At 69.1% G+C, this 17,087-nt stretch carries 17 protein-coding genes and 1 tRNA gene; 12 read left to right on the top strand and 6 right to left on the bottom strand.

Annotation, left to right across the window (positions count from 1 at the left end; all coding sequences use genetic code 11):
• Window positions 1-91 precede the first annotated feature (91 nt).
• Genes FZP69_RS14305 through FZP69_RS14280 form a run of 6 tightly spaced genes read left to right on the top strand, consistent with a single transcriptional unit; the run spans window position 92 to window position 7,440 of the window.
• Complete coding sequence (locus FZP69_RS14305; RefSeq protein ID WP_152042080.1) at window positions 92-1,756, top strand: ABC transporter substrate-binding protein; 1,665 nt, start codon at window positions 92-94, stop codon at window positions 1,754-1,756.
• Window positions 1,757-1,775: 19 nt separating this feature from the next.
• Window positions 1,776-2,774, top strand: coding sequence for an ABC transporter permease (locus tag FZP69_RS14300; RefSeq protein ID WP_152042079.1), 999 nt, complete (start codon window positions 1,776-1,778; stop codon window positions 2,772-2,774).
• A gap of 7 nt (window positions 2,775-2,781) precedes the next feature.
• On the top strand, window positions 2,782-3,852 hold the full coding sequence (locus FZP69_RS14295) for an ABC transporter permease (RefSeq protein WP_152042078.1): 1,071 nt from the start codon (window positions 2,782-2,784) through the stop codon (window positions 3,850-3,852).
• Window positions 3,849-5,126: an ABC transporter ATP-binding protein gene (locus FZP69_RS14290; protein ID WP_152042077.1), complete on the top strand. Its 1,278-nt coding sequence runs from the start codon at window positions 3,849-3,851 to the stop codon at window positions 5,124-5,126. The genes FZP69_RS14295 and FZP69_RS14290 overlap by 4 nt, the downstream gene beginning before the upstream one ends.
• Entirely contained in the window at window positions 5,119-6,462 is a 1,344-nt protein-coding gene (locus FZP69_RS14285; RefSeq protein ID WP_152042076.1) for an ABC transporter ATP-binding protein, read from the top strand. Before FZP69_RS14290 ends, FZP69_RS14285 begins: the two co-directional genes overlap by 8 nt.
• Before the next feature lie 33 nt (window positions 6,463-6,495).
• On the top strand, window positions 6,496-7,440 hold the full coding sequence (locus tag FZP69_RS14280) for a DMT family transporter (RefSeq protein ID WP_152042075.1): 945 nt from the start codon (window positions 6,496-6,498) through the stop codon (window positions 7,438-7,440).
• A gap of 71 nt (window positions 7,441-7,511) precedes the next feature.
• Here FZP69_RS14280 and FZP69_RS14275 read toward each other — a convergent pair whose 3' ends face one another.
• A complete protein-coding gene (locus FZP69_RS14275) occupies window positions 7,512-7,847 on the bottom strand; it encodes a transcriptional regulator (protein WP_152042074.1) in 336 nt (111 codons plus the stop codon).
• A 288-nt stretch (window positions 7,848-8,135) separates the two neighbouring features.
• Here FZP69_RS14275 and FZP69_RS14270 point away from each other — a divergent pair, with 288 nt between their 5' ends.
• Window positions 8,136-8,396, top strand: coding sequence for a hypothetical protein (locus FZP69_RS14270; protein ID WP_152042073.1), 261 nt, complete (start codon window positions 8,136-8,138; stop codon window positions 8,394-8,396).
• Between the two features lie 52 nt (window positions 8,397-8,448).
• Window positions 8,449-8,637 (top strand): hypothetical protein, encoded by a 189-nt coding sequence (locus FZP69_RS14265; protein WP_152042072.1) that lies wholly within the window; start codon window positions 8,449-8,451, stop codon window positions 8,635-8,637.
• Window positions 8,638-8,999: 362 nt separating this feature from the next.
• Here FZP69_RS14265 and FZP69_RS14260 read toward each other — a convergent pair whose 3' ends face one another.
• Window positions 9,000-9,968 carry a hypothetical protein gene (locus FZP69_RS14260; RefSeq protein WP_152042071.1) on the bottom strand — a complete coding sequence of 323 codons (969 nt, stop codon included), beginning with the start codon at window positions 9,966-9,968 and terminating at the stop codon, window positions 9,000-9,002.
• Between the two features lie 172 nt (window positions 9,969-10,140).
• On the opposite strand from FZP69_RS14260, the gene FZP69_RS14255 reads away from it, so the two are divergent.
• The gene (locus FZP69_RS14255) at window positions 10,141-10,860 is read left to right on the top strand and encodes a hypothetical protein (RefSeq protein ID WP_152042070.1); all 720 of its coding nucleotides are present in this window, start codon (window positions 10,141-10,143) and stop codon (window positions 10,858-10,860) included.
• Between the two features lie 48 nt (window positions 10,861-10,908).
• Here FZP69_RS14255 and FZP69_RS14250 read toward each other — a convergent pair whose 3' ends face one another.
• From FZP69_RS14250 to FZP69_RS14240, 3 genes are all read right to left on the bottom strand, one after another.
• Window positions 10,909-11,136 (bottom strand): DUF7385 family protein, encoded by a 228-nt coding sequence (locus FZP69_RS14250; protein WP_152042069.1) that lies wholly within the window; start codon window positions 11,134-11,136, stop codon window positions 10,909-10,911.
• A 92-nt stretch (window positions 11,137-11,228) separates the two neighbouring features.
• Window positions 11,229-11,411, bottom strand: coding sequence for a hypothetical protein (locus FZP69_RS14245; RefSeq protein WP_152042068.1), 183 nt, complete (start codon window positions 11,409-11,411; stop codon window positions 11,229-11,231).
• Window positions 11,412-11,558: 147 nt separating this feature from the next.
• Window positions 11,559-12,506, bottom strand: coding sequence for a M48 family metallopeptidase (locus FZP69_RS14240; RefSeq protein WP_152042067.1), 948 nt, complete (start codon window positions 12,504-12,506; stop codon window positions 11,559-11,561).
• 334 nt (window positions 12,507-12,840) lie between these two features.
• On the opposite strand from FZP69_RS14240, the gene FZP69_RS14235 reads away from it, so the two are divergent.
• From FZP69_RS14235 to FZP69_RS14225, 3 genes are read left to right on the top strand one after another with little or no spacing between them, the layout of a single operon-like run.
• Window positions 12,841-14,310 (top strand): hypothetical protein, encoded by a 1,470-nt coding sequence (locus FZP69_RS14235; protein WP_152042066.1) that lies wholly within the window; start codon window positions 12,841-12,843, stop codon window positions 14,308-14,310.
• A complete protein-coding gene (locus tag FZP69_RS14230; RefSeq protein WP_192918589.1) occupies window positions 14,249-14,989 on the top strand; it encodes an ABC transporter ATP-binding protein in 741 nt (246 codons plus the stop codon). The genes FZP69_RS14235 and FZP69_RS14230 overlap by 62 nt, the downstream gene beginning before the upstream one ends.
• A complete protein-coding gene (locus tag FZP69_RS14225) occupies window positions 14,979-16,229 on the top strand; it encodes an ABC transporter permease (RefSeq protein WP_152042064.1) in 1,251 nt (416 codons plus the stop codon). The genes FZP69_RS14230 and FZP69_RS14225 overlap by 11 nt, the downstream gene beginning before the upstream one ends.
• Window positions 16,230-16,929: 700 nt before the next feature.
• Here FZP69_RS14225 and FZP69_RS14220 read toward each other — a convergent pair.
• Window positions 16,930-17,081: transfer RNA gene (locus tag FZP69_RS14220), tRNA-Met, on the bottom strand.
• Between the last annotated feature and the right edge of the window lie 6 nt (window positions 17,082-17,087).

Here is a 17,087-nt window from a genome sequence, read left to right as displayed (position 1 = left end):
CCTCGGGAACCGACCGGAGCGGTCGGACCTGGTCCGGACCGGATCACGTGTATCCATAGCATATATACCTGCCCTGCGCAAAAGACGCGGTATGACTTCCGACGACCGGCTCGACAGACGGAGTTTTCTCAAGCTCAGCGGGGGCGCCGCGGCGGCCGCGACGCTCGCTGGCTGTAGCGGTACCGGCGGCTCCGATGGTGGCGGTGGCGGCGACGGTGGCGACGGCGACGACGGCGACGGTGGCGACGGCGGGGCCGAGATGACGGAGACGGCGACCGACACCCCCGAAGAGTCCGAAAACGGATCGATGGGTGACTTCCCGGTCACGATCGTCCAGGGGAACATGCCCTCCGGCCTTGACCCGCACGACCACCGCGAGACCCCGACCGACGTCGTGATGCTCCACGCCTACGAGGGGGTACTCACCCGCACGGCCGACGGGTCGATCACCGAGGCACTCGCCACGGGCTACGAGCGGGTCGACGGCGAGAACACGGTCACGTTCGAGCTCCGCGACGGCGTCACCTTCCACAACGGCGACGAACTCACCGCCGGGGACGTCGCCTACTCGATCAACCGCATCGTCCAGGAGGACGTCGGCTTCGCCAGCCCCCAGCGCGACCAGCTCGCGGGCGTCACGGGTGCGGAAGCCTCCGGTGACGGCACCGTGACGGTGTCGAACGACGGGCTGAACCCGATCGTCTTCTCCGAGTTCGCCACCTACTGCGACGTGATGCAGCAGAGCTGGGTCGAGGAGCGCTCGAAGGCCGAGATCGGCCAGCAGATGAACGGCACCGGCCCGTTCCAGCTCTCGTCGTACACCGAGGACGAGGCGGTCGTCCTGACGCCGTACGAGGAGTACTGGGACGACACCGCCGCGGTGACCGAGCTGACGTTCCGGGCGGCGAGCGAGGCGGGGACCCGCGTCAACCAGCTCCTGCAGGGCGAGGCCGACGTCGTCGTGAACGTTCCCCCGCAGGAGGTCCAGCGGGTCAACGACAGCGACCAGGCGCGGATCGCGGCCGCACCGAGCACGCGGATCATCTACAACGCGATGCGGTACGACGTCGAGCCGTTCTCCTCCCAGGAGTTCCGCCAGGCGATGAACTACGCGATCGACCTGAACAGCATCGTCGAGAACGTCCTCGGCGGCTTCGGCTCCGCGACCGGTCAGCCGACGCTCGAAGGGTTCGTCGGCCACAACCCCGACGTCGATCCGTACCCGTACGATCCCGACCGCGCCGAGCAACTGGTCGAAGAGAGCGGTCACGCCGGCGTCGAGATCGAGCTCAACACGCCCGTCGGCCGCTACCTGAAGGACCTCGAGATCGCCCAGGCGGTCGCGGGCTTCATCGACGAACTGCCCAACGTGACGGCGACGGTTCGCCAGCGCGACTTCGGCTCGCTCGTCGACGAACTCCTGACGGGGAACATCGAGGACAAACCCCCGTGGTACCTCATCGGCTGGGGCGAGGCGACGTTCGACGGCGGCCTCGTCATGACCGCCCTGCTCACGAGCGACGGTGCGCTCACCTCGTGGAGCGACGACGAGTTCGACTCGCTGTTGAGCCAGGCGGGCAACCAGTCGGGCGACACCAGGGAGGCGACCCTGCAAGAGGCGAACGCGCTCGCCCACGACCAGGCCCCGTGGATCTTCCTCAACCGGCAGTTCAGCGTCTACGGCGTCTCCGAACGGGTCGACTGGCAGGCCCGCAGCGACGAGCGCATCGACGCGTACGCGATGAGCCCGAAGTAAACGAATAGACCCCAACGCAATGTCGCTGGCCAGGTTCCTCGTCAAGCGGGCTTTCCAGGGCGTCCTCGTGGTGTGGGGCGTCGTGACGGTCGTCTTCGGCCTCCGATTCATCTCGCCGGGCGACCCCGCGAACGTCCTGCTCCCACCGGACGTCGACCCCGAGGTGAGGAGACAGGTGGTCGCCGAACTCGGGCTGAACGAGCCGTTACACGTCCAGTACCTCGACTTCGTCGCGGGTATCCCGGTGGGCGACCTGGGCTTCTCGCTCGTCACCCGGACGCCGGTCTTGGACCGGGTGGTCGCGAAGATCCCGGCGACGCTCGAGCTCGCCGTCGCGGCGACGGTCGTCGCCGTCGTCATCGCCGTCCCGCTGGGCGTGGTGAGCGCGACCCGTCGCCACGAACCCGCCGACTACGGCGCGACGCTGTTCTCGCTCCTGGGCATCTCTACCCCCAACTTCTGGCTCGGCGTGATGCTCATCATCCTGCTGGCGGTCCAGCTCGACCTCTTCCCGACGAGCCAGCGACCAATCGGCCTCGACGGGGTCGTCGGCCTCCTGATCGCCGGGAACGTCGGGAGCGCCGCCGACGGGCTCCTCACCTGGCTCTGGCACATCACGCTCCCCGCCATCACCCTGGGTACGTACTTCACGGCGCTCATCACTCGGCTGACGAGAAGCGGGATGCTCGACGAACTCGGGCAGACGTACGTCCGCGCGGCGCGCGCGAAGGGGCTGCCCGAGACGCTCACGCGCTACCGCCACGCGCTCCGCAACACGCTCATCCCCGTCGTCACCGTCGTCGGGCTCCAGCTCGGCACGCTCATCGGCGGCGCGGTCATCACGGAGGCGGTGTTCGCCTGGCCCGGCCTCGGCACGCTGATCATCAACAGCATCAACGCCCGGGACTGGCCCGTCCTGCAGGGGTCGCTCATCGTGGTCGCCGTGGGTTTCGTCCTCGTGAACATCCTCGTCGACACGCTGTACGCGTACGTGAACCCGCAGGTGGCGTTCGACTGACACCGACATGATCTCCCCACGCACACTCCGGAACCTGAAACGCGAACTCCGCCGGAACACGCTGGCGAAGGTCGGCATCGCGATCGTCGTCTTCGTCCTGCTGATGGCGCTGCTCGCGCCGCTTATCGCGCCGTACAACCCCGGCTCGCAGAACCTCGAGGAGGCGCGCGAGCCGCCGCTCGGCTTCTCGACGACGCAGACGCAGGAGGTGACCAAGACCGAGAACGGGAGCGTCGTCATCGAGGACGGACAGGTCGTCACGGAGACGAAGACGGTGTCGAACAACGCGACGCTCGCCCACCCGCTGGGCACCGATGGCAACGGCCGCGACATCCTCTCGCGGGTCGTCTACGGCGCACGGACGTCGATGCTCGTGGGCGTCTTCGGGACGACACTCGCGGCACTCGTCGGTGTCGTCGTGGGCCTCACTGCGGGGTACGCCCGCGGCCGCGTCGACGACGCGCTCATGCGCACCGCGGACGTCATGCTGGCGTTTCCGTCGCTGGTGCTCGCGATCGCCCTCGTCGGCGTCTGGGGGCAGGCGAAGGTGACGTTCCCCGATCCGCTGGTCACGACCGGCATCGCCGAAGCCTGGCGTGGCGCGGTCGGCCTCCCCTCCGCGGGGGCGATGCCGTCGTCCGTCGTGCTCCCGGGGACCGTCGTGGTCGTGGTCGCGCTCGTCAACTGGGTCTGGTTCGCCCGTGTCTCCCGCGGCGAGGCGCTCGCCCTGCGAGAGGAGGAGTACGTCAAGGCCGCTCGCGCGCTCGGTGCCTCCGACACGCGGATCGTCTTCAGACACGTGCTCCCGAACGCGATCACGCCGATCCTCGTCCTCGCGACGATCCAGGTCGCGGCGATCATCCTGCTCGAGAGCGCGCTCTCCTTCCTGGGCTTCTCGGGGGCGGACGTCTCGTGGGGATTCGACATCGCGCTCGGCCGCCAGTACCAGTCGACGGCGTGGTGGATCTCGGCCGTGCCCGGCCTCGCGATCGTCGTCACCGTCATCGGCCTCAACCTCGTGGGTGACTGGCTCCGCGACGCGCTCGATCCCGGCATCGAGGGGGAGGGTGGCGTATGAGCGCCGACGCGCCCACCTCGGCGTCGACCGGCGACGCCGTGCTCCGCGTCCGCGACCTCCGCACGCGCTTTTTCACCGAGGAGGGGCAGGTCAACGCCGTCGAAGGGGTGAGCTTCGACGTCCGCGACGGCGAGGTGTTCGGTATCGTCGGCGAGTCGGGCTCCGGCAAGTCGGTCACGGCGCTGTCGCTCATCGACCTCATCGAGTCCCCCGGACGGATCACGTCGGGGGAGGTGTGGTACCGCAAGCCGGCGCTCGCCGACGAGTTCCGCGACTCGACGCCCGCCGCCGTGGACGGCGACTTCGTCGACCTCCGTCGCCTCCCCGAGGGCGTCCGCCGATCGCTCAGGGGGCCGTCGTTCTCGATGATCTTCCAGGATCCGATGTCGTCGTTCAACCCCTCGATCACGGTGGGTACGCAGATCGCCGAAGCCGTCGAAGTCCAGCGGCGGGCGCGAGCGAACCCGCGGCGGACGCGGTCGCGGACGCAGGGGTACGGTCTCGGCCAGTACGTCCGCGACACGCTCCTGCCCTCGCGCGACTACGTCTCCGACGGGAGTCGGGCGGAGGCGGTCGAGTTGCTCGAACGGGTCGGCATCCCCGATCCCGCGGAGCGCGCCGAGGAGTACCCCCACCAGTTCTCCGGCGGGATGCTCCAGCGCGCGATGGTCGCGCAGGCGCTCGCGGGCGAGCCCGACGTGCTCATCGCGGACGAGCCGACGACCGCGCTCGACGTCACCATCCAGGCGCAGATCCTCAACCTCCTCCGCGAACTCCAGCGCGACCAGGGGATGAGCGTCGTGATGATCACGCACGATCTCGGCGTCATCGCGCGGATGTGCGACCGCGTCGGCGTGATGTACGCGGGCGAACTCGTCGAGCGCGGGACGCTCGGGGACGTCTTCGAGCGGCCGGTCCACCCGTACACGCAGGGGCTCCTGGGGTCGATCCCGGATCTGGAGAACCCCGCGCCCCGACTCGACCCCATCGAGGGGAACGTCCCGTCGCTGCTCGACAGCGAGATGGGCGATCGCTGTTACTTCGCCGACCGCTGTCCGAAGGCGATGGACGACTGTCTCCACCGGATCGACGAGCGGGCGGTCGCCCACGGCGGTGGCGACGGCGACGGGGACGGAGACGACGGCGTCGGTGAACACGCCGTGCGGTGCGTGCTGGCCGACCGGGAGTACGATCCGGCCGCGGCGCTCGACGATGGCCACTTCGAGGACGACGACACCGCGGAGACAGAGGCGGAGGTGGCCGCCGATGACTAGCGACCGAGAGCCGCTGGTTGCGGTGCGCGACCTCGAGAAGTACTACTACGAACAGGACACGCTCGTCGACCGGCTGCTCGGGAAGGAGCCCCGGAGCGTGAAGGCCGTCGACGGCGTGAGCTTCGACATCCACGAGGGCGAGACCCTGGGGCTCGTCGGCGAATCCGGCTGTGGGAAGTCGACGACGGGCGAGACCCTGCTCCGGCTGCGCGAGGCCACCGGGGGAAGTGTGACCTTCGACGGCGAGGCGGTCTTCGAACTCGACGGCGACCGCCTCGACGCGTTCCGCCGCCGCGCCCAGATCGTCTTCCAGGATCCCTTCTCGAGCCTCGATCCGCGGATGACCGTCGGCGACATCGTCGCCGAACCGCTCGTCATCCACGACCTGCCCGACGATCCCGGCGAGAAGCGCACGAGAGAGTGGCGCCGGGATCGGGCCCGCGAACTCCTCGAGCGGGTCGGCCTGTCGGCGTCGCAGCTCGACCGATACCCCCACGAGTTCTCGGGCGGTCAGCGCCAGCGGATCGGCATCGCCCGGGCGCTCGCGCTCGACCCCGAGTTCGTCGTCCTCGACGAACCCGTCTCGGCGCTCGACGTGAGCGTGCAGGCGCAGGTGTTGAACCTCCTCGCCGACCTCCAGGCGGAGTTCGGCCTGACGTACCTGTTCATCGCGCACGACCTCTCCGTCGTCAGGCATCTCTGCGACCGCGTCGCGGTGATGTACCTCGGCAACGTGGTCGAACTCGGCCCGACGGACGAGATCTTCACCGCCCCCGAACACCCCTACACCGAGGCGCTCCTGGAGAGCGTCCCGCGGGCCAGCGTCGCCGAACACGGTCGGGAGGTCGACGCGCTCGCGGGCGACGTCCCCTCGCCACGGAACCCGCCGTCTGGCTGTCGGTTCCGCACCCGCTGCCCCGCGGTCATCCCCCCGTCGGACCTGCCGATCGACCAGCCGACGTACCGGGCGGTGATGGACCTCCGCGACGCGCTCGAACGCGGCGACCTCGACGCAGAGACGGTGTGGGATCGGCTCGACGCCGCGTCCAGCGACGAGGCGGCTTTCACCGAACACGTCCGCGAGACGTACTTCGAGGAGGCGTCGCTGTCGGGGGCGGACGCCCGCGTCGTCGACGACGCGCTCGCGGCGCTCGCCCGCGGCGACCGTGCGGAGGCGGTCGGGACGCTCCGCGACCGCTTCGAGAGCGTCTGCGAGACCGACCGGCCCGAGCGCGTCGGCGAGACGCACGCCACGGCCTGTCACCTCTACGACGACGGCACGGTCGCACGCGAACGACCCGAACCGCGGCCCGACGGCGGGCCGGGAACGAACTGAAAGACACTTTTACGCGCCCCCGAAACCCCCAGTGTGAGCCGCTACCGGAACCTCGCCCTCTTCCTCGTCCTCGCTGCCGTGTGGGGGTCGGCGTTCATGGCGATCAAGGCCGGCCTCGCGTACATCCCGCCCGTCCTCTTCGCGGCGATCAGGTACGACATCGCCGGGGTCGTCATGCTCGCGTACGCGGTGGTCGTCGTCGACGACCCGATCCCGCGCGGTCGGACGGAGTGGACCGCCGTCGCGATCGGGTCGCTCTTCCTGATCGCCGGCTACCACGTCCTGCTGTTCGTCGGCGAGAGCGACCCGGCCGTCACGTCGGCTGCCGCGGCGGTCGTCGTCTCCCTGAGTCCGGTTCTCACCACGGCGTTCGCCCGGCTCTTCCTCCCGGGCGAGCGCCTCACCGCCGTCGGGATCGTCGGACTGCTCCTCGGCCTCGTCGGTGTCGTCGTCCTCACCCAGCCGAACCCGAACGACCTGCTCGGTGGGGGGGCGGTGGCGAAACTCCTCGTCTTCGGCGCGGCGGCGGCGTTCGCGTTCGGCTCCGTGCTCACCCGCCGGCTCGACGCGACGATGCGCATCGAGACGATGGAGGCGTGGTCGATGCTCGGTGGTGCGCTCGTCATGCACGCCGTCTCGGCCGCACTCGGCGAGTCGCTCGCCGACGCCGTCTGGACGGTCGAATCGGTCGCGGCGCTCGCGTACCTCTCGCTGGCGGCGTCGGCGGTCGGCTTCCTCATCTACTTCGACCTGCTCGACCGGCTGGGTCCGATCGAGATCAACCTCGTCTCGTACGTCGCCCCGGCGTTCGCGGCGCTCTCTGGCTGGCTGTTCCTCGCCGAAGTCCCTACGGTGTACACTGTCGTGGGCTTCGTCCTCATCTTCCTCGGGTTCGCGCTCGTCAAGCGGGAGGCGATCCGCGCGGAACTGCCGCGGCTCCGTGGGCGCGGACGGCTCCCGGGAGTCCGCGACGACTGAGACCGGATCGTCGGGGCGAACGCCGGCACGTGCCGGCTCTCCTCCGACTGCACGGTCACGCCGACCGTACGTCACCTCACGCCGTCGGTCGCGTCGTCCGTCGTCTCCTCGGTCGCGTCCCCAGTGCCGGCGTCGGCGCGTTCGGCCGTGACGACCTCACCGACCAGCGTCCAGCCGCCGTCGTCGGTCTGCCGACCGGCCAGCACCGCCGCGTTGTCGTCGTCGGTCGTGAACCGGTAGGCCGCGGCGTCGCCGTCGATCCGGCGTCCCTCGGCCTGAAACGTCTGCTGGAAGAACTCGGCGCTCGACAGCTCGAAGACGCCCGTGGTCCCGTCGTCGAGCGAGAGACGGAGTCGGTCGGGCGTGACGTTGTACATCCGCTTTGCCACGGCGTTGAGTTCGGCCATACACGTGGTGAACGGTGGCGGGCCACAAAAGCGTCCGAGTGACCCACGAGAGCGCCACGGCGCTCCCGTCCGACACCGGTTCCGGAAGTAGTTGCCGGCTGTCCGTCGGACGCTTATCTCGAGGAGTATTCGAAGAATAAAAACGTTACAGAGACGTATAAAACGTTATGTGGCGAGAGAACCGGTAGTGAACGGTTCATTATGTAGTGACTCACGCCGCTGAAACGAAGTTAACCCTCGGACGGTTATTTATGCGGCGCACTCGTTGTGTACGACGAGTCACCTTCCATGTCGAACTCCTCGTCCCCGGTCTCCCGCGAACGCCTCACTCGCGTGCGGGAGGTGGCACAGTCACAGTCCCTCCAACACGGCGCCCGACTGGTCGCCGCACCCCTCCGATTCGTCGGCTTCTGGGCCGCCGTCGCCCTCCCCTTCCTCTACCTCCCGCTGCTCATCAGCGGGCTCGACGGGCAGGAGACGCTCGTCTTCGGGTTGCTGCTGGCCCTGAACGCCGTCGCGCTCGTCATCGGCCACGGACACGGCCAGTAGCGGTCGCGGCCGAAAGCGCAACTTCCATATTGGCCGCCTCCCGAGAGCGCGTATGGGACTGAAACTCAGCAAGAAAGGACTCGTCGGCGTGGCGCTGATGCTGGTCGGTTCGCTGGCGTTCCTGCCCGGTCTCGTGCCCAGCTCGGGACGGACGGCCACGCTCGCGTTACTGCCGGCGGCGCTCCTGTTGACGTACGGAACCTACCTCGTCGGTACCGACGGCGGCGGCCGCCCCGTCTGACTGACCGACGTCGGACCCCCGACCCTCGTTCGGTGACGGCGGTCGGCGGTGTACTCTTTCGTTCGATCGTGTGCTCCCCGCCTCGACCGTGACGCCGAGTCACTCCGTTCGTCGAGCGGGCGGTTCTGCGGACGCACCCGTGTCGTCGGCAGGTCGGAGAACTGCAACGGTGGACGGTTGAAAAGGGGTCCCGTGCAACCGGTTCTGCGTGCCTGCTTCACCCGACCGAGCCATCGGTAATAAAGGCAGTCCCCCGGATCTCGGGTAGGATAATCGGCGGACCGACGCCGTCACTGGAGTCGACCCACTCGCGAGCGACGGACGGATTCACGGTCGAAACGACGACCGGGAGCGACGGTCGTTCAGGTGCGGTGGAGGTCGCCGTCGTGTTCCGCCAAGACGTCCCGATCGACGGCTCGCTGGATCACCTGTGTCGCCTCGCGTGCGGTGAGATCGTAGGCGCTCTGTGCGACGGCCTCCGCCTCCGCCCGCGGGATGGGGAACTCGCGGTTGCGGAGAAAGCGGAGCAGCTTGTAGTACACCCGATCGAGGTCGTCCCGCACGGGCTCAGCCCCGTCGGTCGCGGAGGCGTCGGTAGCGTCCGCCGTCGTGTCAGTCGCGGACCGCGAGACCTTCTCGTCGGTCTCACCTGCTTCGTCTGTCTCACCTGCTTCGTCTGTCTCACCTGCTTCGTCTGTCTCACCTGCTTCGTCGGCTTCGTCAGTCTCACCGCTCCCGTCGTGACCATCGACCTCGTCCCCGTCGGCCCGGTCCCCGCTCTCCCCGTCGCGTTCCTCGTGGTCGCCGGCTCCGTCTCTGTCCCTCGAGTCGTGTCCGTCTCCGGCTTCCGCGTCGGGTTCGTCCCGCTGCTGCCTCCGAGCCGTGTCGTCTTCGTCGCGCGGCCCGGTTCGGACTGCCGGGGAGGGATCGCGGCGTTCCGTCGACGCGTCGTCCGACGCCGCGCCGGTTCGTTCGTCGGCCGTCGGCGACTCGTCCGCCGTGACGTCGGCTGCCGGCGGATCGGTCGTCGCGTCGCGGCGTTCCGTCGACGACGTCCCGGTGAACGTCACGTCCGACTGGACAGCGACGTCGGTCTCCGGGCCGGTCGCTGGTGACGACTCGGTCGACTCGGTCGTCCGGGGGTTCGTCCCGGCGGCTCCGAGGCGGTCGACGATCGGGGCCAGAACGTTGGTGAGTTTCGTCTGACAGCGATCACAGAGCACCACCTGTTGCGACGCGGCGTCGTCCGCACGCAGGTCGGCTGGAAGCGTCTCGTACTCCGCGAGCGCCGCCGTCGTTCCACAGAAGTAACACGACCGCAGTTCACCCATGTCCACGGCAACGGTGACGGCCGTGCTAAACGTTTCGGGAGCCGATATCTGATTTGATACCTACACACGAACACCTATACACCGACGCGTCGTCACCACACCTACTGCACCGTTCGGCGAAAAACCGACTCCAGTCAGACGTTCGACGACGGACGCGACCGACCCACCTCCGATGAGCGAGACTCTCCCCGACGGCGACGACACGACACCGGAGCGGTCGCCGTCCGCAGACGTGCCGCTCCGGCGACTCCTCGCGACGGCGGACACGTCGCTCTTAGCGACGGTCGTCACGCAGTTCTGGCAGGACCGGGGGTACCGCACCGCACAGACCGACCGTGGCGGGAACCGGTTCGTGCTGGTTCGTGACCGGGACGGAGGGCCCGTCCACCTCGTGTGGGTCGATCCGATGGCGAGAGCCACTCCGGAACGCGTCGGCCGCCTCGCTCGCATGGCGGCGTCGTTCGGCGACGTCGACGCGACGCTCACCAGTGGACGCGAGTACGACGCCTCGATCTACGCGGCCGCCGAGGAACACGGTGTCGAGTGCCTCGCCAGCGATCAGCTGGTGACGCTCGTCGACCGTGCGGGACTCCAGGGGCTCGTCCGAGGGCACGCACGATCCCAGGAGACCAACGCAGTGGCCGACGGTGGTGCGACGACCGCGACGGTCGAACTGCGGCCACCGGCGGACCACCCGCTCGGCGTCCGGGCCGGGCTCGTCGTCGGCGGCACTGTGCTGTCGTTGCTCGCGCTGTGGGGCGGTGCCGCGCAGGTGACCTCGCGTCTCCTGACGTGCGGCGGGGACTGTCCGCTCCTCTGGGGTGCGAGCTTCCTGCCACTCCTCGCGGTTCTCGTCGGCAGCTTCGCCGTCGCCGTCGGCGTCTTCGACTGAAACCGGCCCGCGGCCGCCGGACGGACCGGCTGCCGCGGCGAGTCTACCCTATGGCTTGTGTGTGAACAGGACGACCTGGTCGTCGTGGGTCGTCGTACAGAGATCGAGCGGCATACTGAGTTCGAGACTGTTGTAGTCGTCCTCACAGACGACGAGGTCGTCGAACGGACTCCCACAGGCGGGACAGGTGATACTGACCGTGTTGCGGTACCGTCTGATCCCGCCGGCGGTCTCCTGGACCGTCAGTGACGAGAGCATCTCGTCGAAGTCTTCCATAGTCGGCGTGTGACGCCCGGTAGCATAAACGTCGGGGGCGAATCCCGCGGCCCGGTCGGCGGGCGATCACGGCGACCGGCCCCGTCCGTCGGTTACGGCTCGCCCGTCGCCCACTGCTCGTCGCCGAAGGTGGGAGGGAGCGGACGGCGGTTCGTCGACGAGAACGTCCGTGGCGCACCGGTTCGTCGATCGCCGGAAGCGGCGGTGTCCTGTTCGTCGGTCGTCCGGGGCTGGCTGGTCTGCTGCTGGTCGGTGGGTCGGTGTGTCGTGCTCATTCGATTGGGGGGGAGACGGAACGGTCGGCTGACGATGCGTCACAGGGGAGAATCAGTCGCGTACGTGTACGAGTAGCATCGTCGGTCGACCCTCAGTTTGTAATGATAGATAATAACGTTTGCGTGGCGTGTTCCGACGTACCACACTCAGCGACGCGGCGTCGCAGCTACCGCGCTCCGTTGCCGCTCGGCCCGGTCGACGAGCCGCTCGACGCGGTCCTCCGTCGAGGGGTGCGTCGCGAGCCACCGCGTGAGGGGGTGGTCGTCGGTTCCCCGGACAGTCAGCGGCGAGAGGAGCCACCGATCGTTGGCGGCCTCGAGGCGCCGGAGGGCGCTGGCGAGCGCGAGCGGCTTCCCGGTCACGCGCGCCGCACGGTCGTCGGCCACGAACTCCCGGCGGCGCGAGTGAGCGAACAGCACGAGCGTCAGGACGAAGAGGACGACGCCGATGGCGTCGAGGAGTCGCCGACGAACCCGGACGAACGGGTTGTCGACCCGGCCGAGCGGTCTCCCGCGCGCCCACGCGAAACCGCGCGCGAATCCGACGAGGACGATCACGACCGGGAGGACGACGACGAACGCCACGCCCGCCGCCGTCTGGACGGCGCTGTACGCGAGGGTCTTCAGCAGGCTGTCGTAGCCCGCGAGGTGGGCGAGTTCGTGGGCGAGGATCGTCTCGAACTCGTCGCGGTCGAGGAGCCGAAACAGCGACCGGTCGACGACGACCACGCCCCGGCGACCGCCACCGAGCGTGAACGCGTTCGGCACGCCGAGTTCGGCCACGAGCACGCGCGGCTGGTCGACAGCCATCGCCGCACAGAGGTCGTCCAGCCGTCGAAACAGGCCAGGAGCCTGTTCCCGATCGAGTTCGGTCGCATCGAGTTCGGCGAGCGTGCGTGTCGTCCCGAACCGGTAGCTCAGGTAGCCCACCAGGACCGTCACGACACCGACCGTCACGACGGTCGTCGCGACGTCTCTGGGTCCGTCGACCGCGAACGCGAGCAGACGGACGAGGACGGCCGCCACGCCGAGATACAGCGTCGCGACCGCCAGTCCGACCGCGAGCATCGCGAGTCGGGCACCGAATCGTCGCATGTGATCGACGTACGCGCGTGGTCGTCAAACGCCTGTCGCGTCCGGACACCCGCCGCGAGAGACGCGTGTGAGGATCGGGCACAACCACCGATACGTTTTTGTTCACTACTCGTCGACGTTGTAATAGCCTCCCTTCGACGTACTGTGTCTCGATGGGTCGCGTAAATTCGGGAGGCTCACGAGATGGCCGGTGGGCCGGCGATTCTGGCGGCCTCGCCGGCCGTGGCCGTGACGACGACCTCCGTCGGCGGTGGCTCGACACCGGACCCTGAGTGAACGCTCGGTGAAACGGCAAGAGCTAAGAGACGGTCGCTGGACGTGTTACGCAAGCCCTATGTCCCCGAAACAGCCTTCCACCGCCGTAGTCACGGCGTTCGTGGCACTCTGCCTGCTGGGGAGCCTCGCCGCGACGGCACCCCCCGCCAGCGCACAGTCGTCGATCGTCGTCACGAACGCGACACAGACGCCGACCACTCCCGGCGTCGGCGACACGTTCGAGGTCACCGCGACGATCCGCAATCAGGCGGGCGCCAGCGGACCGTTCCGCGTCAACGAAGTCGTCGTCGAGGTGCCCGGCCGCGGACCGTCGGGTTACACGAACGCCCGCGACCTCGGCACGCTCGAGCCCGGGTCGTCTATGCAGATCGGCCTGCCCGCGACGGTCGACGAGCCCGGCTGGCACCAGCTCCGCGTACTCGTCTACGGACAGACCGCCACGGGCCGTGCCGTCCGCGTGGCGTACCCCGTCACCGTCCAGGTCGTCGAACAGCAGCGGCCGCAGATCGACCTCGCGTTCGAGGACGGTGTCGTCGGGGCGGAGTCGGCGGTGAACGTGACCGTGGCCAACGGACTCGCCGACTCGATCCGCAACCTCCGCGTCGAACTGACGGGCGACGGCGTGCGCGTCGACCAGCCGAGTCGGGTCCGATCGGCGCTCGCCGGCGAGGCCGAGGCGAACTACACGTTCGCCGTCACGCCCGAGCGTGCCGGCGATCGAGCGCTCAGCGCGCGAGTGACGTACACGGACGTCACCGGCGAGCGACGGACCGTCACGGAACGGTTCCGCTACGCCGTCGAGCCCCTCGACAGGGACGTCAGACTCGACGTGTCGACCGTCCGTGGCGAGACGCCTGCGGTCGAAGTGACGGTGGTCAACCTCGGCAACGCCCCGCTCGAGGACGTCGCGGTCACGGGCGAGAGCGGCGAAGCGAGCCTCTCGACCGCGCTCGTCGACCGGATCGGGCCGCAGGCCACCGAGACGGCCCGACTCAACGTCACCGACCTCGCCTCGGTCGGAACCGGACTCACGGTTCGCGCCGACTACGAGGTCGCGGGCCAGCGCCACGAGACGACGCGCGAGGTCACCGGGGCGTTCGTTCCGGGACGGATCGACCTCACCGGGGTCGACGTCGCCCGGACCGGCGACGGCACCGTCCGCGTCACGGGGACGGCCAGCAATACGGGCACGACCCGGGTACAGGCGGTCACGGTCCGCGTCCTGTCGACGGAGTCGGTCACGCCCGCGAACCCCGGGAAGGAGTACTTCGTCGGCGCGGTCGACGCCAGCGACTTCTCGTCGTTCACGGTGAACGCCCGGATCGACGGGGAGAACGCGACCACCATCCCGCTCGAGGCGACGTATCTCGTCGACGGCGAGGAGCGGACGCGCACGGTCCGGGCGACGTACGACCCGCCGGAGACGCCCGAGCGGCGCGGCACCGGCTTCCCGCTCGTCGGCGTCGGTGTCCTGCTCGCCGTCGTCGTCGCGGGCGTGTTCCTGTGGAGGCGTCGCCGTGCTGATTGAGGCGCGCGACGTCACCCGGACGTACGACGTCGGGGCCGAGATCGTCACCGCGCTCAGGGACGTGGACTTCGTCGTCGAGTCGGGCGAGTTCGTCGCGGTCGTCGGCCCCTCGGGATCGGGCAAGTCCACGCTGTTGAACGTGCTCGGACTCCTCGATACGCCGACCGAAGGGACCGTCCTTGTCGACGGGGTCGACTCCGGTACGCTCTCCGACAGCGAACGCACCGCACTCCGCCGCGAGACGATCGGGTTCATCTTCCAGCAGTTCTACCTCATCCCCACGCTGACCGCGCGGGAGAACGTCGCCCTCCCTCGCCTGTTCGTGGGCACAGCCGCGGCGCGCAACCGCCGCGCCGTCGACCTCCTGACGCGGTTCGGGCTGGGGGACAGAACGGAACACCGCCCGCCGCAGCTGAGCGGCGGGCAGCAACAGCGCGTCGCCATCGCCCGGTCGCTGATCAACGAGCCGGGCGTCCTGCTGGCGGACGAACCCACGGGCAACCTCGACCAGGCGACCGGCAAACAGATCCTCCGCGAGTTCCAGGCGATCACGGAAGAGGGCGTCAGTGTCGTCGCCGTCACCCACGACCGGCTCGTGACGGACCACGCCGACCGCGTTGTCGAACTCGTCGACGGACGGCTCGGGGCTTCGTCCAGGGAGACACAGCATGTCTCGTGACGACTCGTCGGAGCCGTCGGAGCCGTCCGGACCCCCGAAGCCCGCGGATTCGTCGAAGCCGCCGAGACGGGTCGGGGGCGGACCGTCGGACGAGGTGGTGCCGCCCACGACGCTCACCGACCGCTTTCCCGTCCTCTCGCTGGCCGCGCGCAACCTCACGCGGACGAAGACGCGCTCGCTGCTCGCGGCGCTCGGCATCGCCATCGGCGTCATCGCAATCGCCTCGCTCGGGATGTTCGGCTCCGCCTTCCAGCGCTCACAGATGCAGAACATCGGAACCATCGGCAACGACGTCGCGGTCTCGCCGGGTGAGGACCTCGACCGGCAGAACTTCACCGAGACGCAGTTGCGCGAGATCCAGCGCGCGGCGGGGGCGGCCGAACTCGTCCCGGTCAAGCGCGACAGCCGGGAGGTGACCTACCGTGGGGAGACCCAGAACCGCACGGTGTACGGGCTGGACGACCCGAACTCGCTGTACGATGTCCGGCAGGGACGTATTCCAGACCAGTGGCGCAGCGGCGTCGTCGTCGGCGACCAGCTCGCTCGCGACGAGGGGATCCGCGCCGGCGAGGCGCTGGCGATCGACGACACGACGTACCGCGTCGTCGCCGTGCTCGACGAGACGGGCCAGGCGACGATCGTCGACCCCGACAACGCCGTCGTCCTGCCGACGGAGCGCTTCGACGAGAACACCTACTCGCAGGTGGTCGTCCTCTCCGACTCGACCGCGGAGGCGAACCGCACGGCAGCGCGCATCCGGACGGCGATGAACGGCCGCGAGGAGCGCGTCCGGATCTTTGAGTTCGGCCAGATCGCCGAACAGATCGACCAGCTCTTCTTCCAGTTGAACCTCTTCCTCGTGGGGATCGGCGCGGTGTCGCTCGTCGTCGCCGGGACGAGCATCCTCAACGTGATGCTCATGTCGACGGTCGAACGGCGCGAGGAGATCGGCGTCCTCCGTGCCGTGGGGTTCGAGAAGCGCGCCGTCCTCCGGATCCTGCTGACGGAGGCGGGCTTCCTCGGCCTCATCGGCGGCACGGTCGGCGTCGTCGTGAGCGCCCTCGTCGGGGCGGGCGTCAACAGTCTGTTCCTCGGCGATCCGCTCGCGTTCGACACGCTCAGCTTCTTCTATCTGAGTGTGGGCTTCGCGTTCGGTATCGGCTCCAGCCTTGTGAGCGGTGCGTACCCCGCGTGGAAGGCGGCGACGCTCGACCCCGTGCAGGCGCTGCGGGGGAACTGACCGCGCTCCACCGGGGCCCCGCTGGGACGTGTTCGTGCGCACCGGTGACCTCGTGGAGGTGGAGTGAGCAGTGGCGCGTTCGGACACGCTCGGCGCTCGAGACTGGAGTAGTGGCGCGCGGCGTCGCGCTCCCCGTGAGCGCGACAGAGCGCGCGAGGGATGACCGACCCCCCGAGCGAAGCGAGGGGGGAGGGAGTCGGCTGGGGAGGACTGTGGCTTCTCGCCGCGCACCGGCGACCGCGAGTCGACTCACCTCGACGACGTCGGTGGGTCGTTGGGGCTCGACTACTTCCACGAGTCGGCCCGCCTCGACAGCGTCCACGAGTCGTCCCGGAGAGTGTCCGAACCGCCGGACAGTTCCAGCAGCGAGTGTCGGCCAGCAGTCACAGGGCGGGCTCCGAACGTCCGGCGGAGACGAGCTCCGCCGACTCGCCACTCGCTGATGTTCGTGGCGACCGTTCCGGGTTCGTCGCGTACACCCGGCCCCTTCTCGGTGTCGTCACTCGCACGTCGGTTCGTGGCGGTTTCGAGAAGTGGCCGGGGCGGGCTCCGAACCACGGTCACGCCGCTCGTGAACTCGCGTCGTTCCCTGCCGCACGCCCGCTGACACTCGCGTGCGACCGTTCCGGCTTCTCCGCCCGCACCACGACCATTTCGTGGGGACTCGTCACTCACTGCGTTCGGACTCGTCGAGAGAAAGTGGCCGGGGCGGGCTCCGAACCCGCGATCTCCGCATAGCCCAGGTTCGAGGCTCGGCAGGCCCCGTGGGGTGACGGAGGCTTCCAAGGCGGTACCGCACCGAATCTCAGAACCCTATGAGTGCGGCGCTATGTCCAGCTAAGCCACCCGGCCGCATAC

Source organism: Salinigranum salinum (assembly GCF_009176545.1).
GTDB lineage: Archaea > Halobacteriota > Halobacteria > Halobacteriales > Haloferacaceae > Salinigranum > Salinigranum salinum.
The sequence above is the reverse complement of the archived record's forward strand: the minus strand, read 5'-3'. Positions and strand labels throughout refer to the sequence as shown.

Bases quoted from the DNA above. Each gene is read 5' to 3' on its own strand.
- FZP69_RS14305 (WP_152042080.1), top strand. From the start codon at position 92: ATGACTTCCGACGACCGGCTCGACAGACGGAGTTTTCTCAAGCTCAGC.
- FZP69_RS14300 (WP_152042079.1), top strand. From the start codon at position 1,776: ATGTCGCTGGCCAGGTTCCTCGTCAAGCGGGCTTTCCAGGGCGTCCTC.
- FZP69_RS14295 (WP_152042078.1), top strand. From the start codon at position 2,782: ATGATCTCCCCACGCACACTCCGGAACCTGAAACGCGAACTCCGCCGG.
- FZP69_RS14290 (WP_152042077.1), top strand. From the start codon at position 3,849: ATGAGCGCCGACGCGCCCACCTCGGCGTCGACCGGCGACGCCGTGCTC.
- FZP69_RS14285 (WP_152042076.1), top strand. From the start codon at position 5,119: ATGACTAGCGACCGAGAGCCGCTGGTTGCGGTGCGCGACCTCGAGAAG.
- FZP69_RS14275 (WP_152042074.1), bottom strand. From the start codon at position 7,847: ATGGCCGAACTCAACGCCGTGGCAAAGCGGATGTACAACGTCACGCCC.
- FZP69_RS14270 (WP_152042073.1), top strand. From the start codon at position 8,136: ATGTCGAACTCCTCGTCCCCGGTCTCCCGCGAACGCCTCACTCGCGTG.
- FZP69_RS14265 (WP_152042072.1), top strand. From the start codon at position 8,449: ATGGGACTGAAACTCAGCAAGAAAGGACTCGTCGGCGTGGCGCTGATG.
- FZP69_RS14260 (WP_152042071.1), bottom strand. From the start codon at position 9,968: ATGGGTGAACTGCGGTCGTGTTACTTCTGTGGAACGACGGCGGCGCTC.
- FZP69_RS14255 (WP_152042070.1), top strand. From the start codon at position 10,141: ATGAGCGAGACTCTCCCCGACGGCGACGACACGACACCGGAGCGGTCG.
- FZP69_RS14250 (WP_152042069.1), bottom strand. From the start codon at position 11,136: ATGGAAGACTTCGACGAGATGCTCTCGTCACTGACGGTCCAGGAGACC.
- FZP69_RS14245 (WP_152042068.1), bottom strand. From the start codon at position 11,411: ATGAGCACGACACACCGACCCACCGACCAGCAGCAGACCAGCCAGCCC.
- FZP69_RS14240 (WP_152042067.1), bottom strand. From the start codon at position 12,506: ATGCGACGATTCGGTGCCCGACTCGCGATGCTCGCGGTCGGACTGGCG.
- FZP69_RS14235 (WP_152042066.1), top strand. From the start codon at position 12,841: ATGTCCCCGAAACAGCCTTCCACCGCCGTAGTCACGGCGTTCGTGGCA.
- FZP69_RS14225 (WP_152042064.1), top strand. From the start codon at position 14,979: ATGTCTCGTGACGACTCGTCGGAGCCGTCGGAGCCGTCCGGACCCCCG.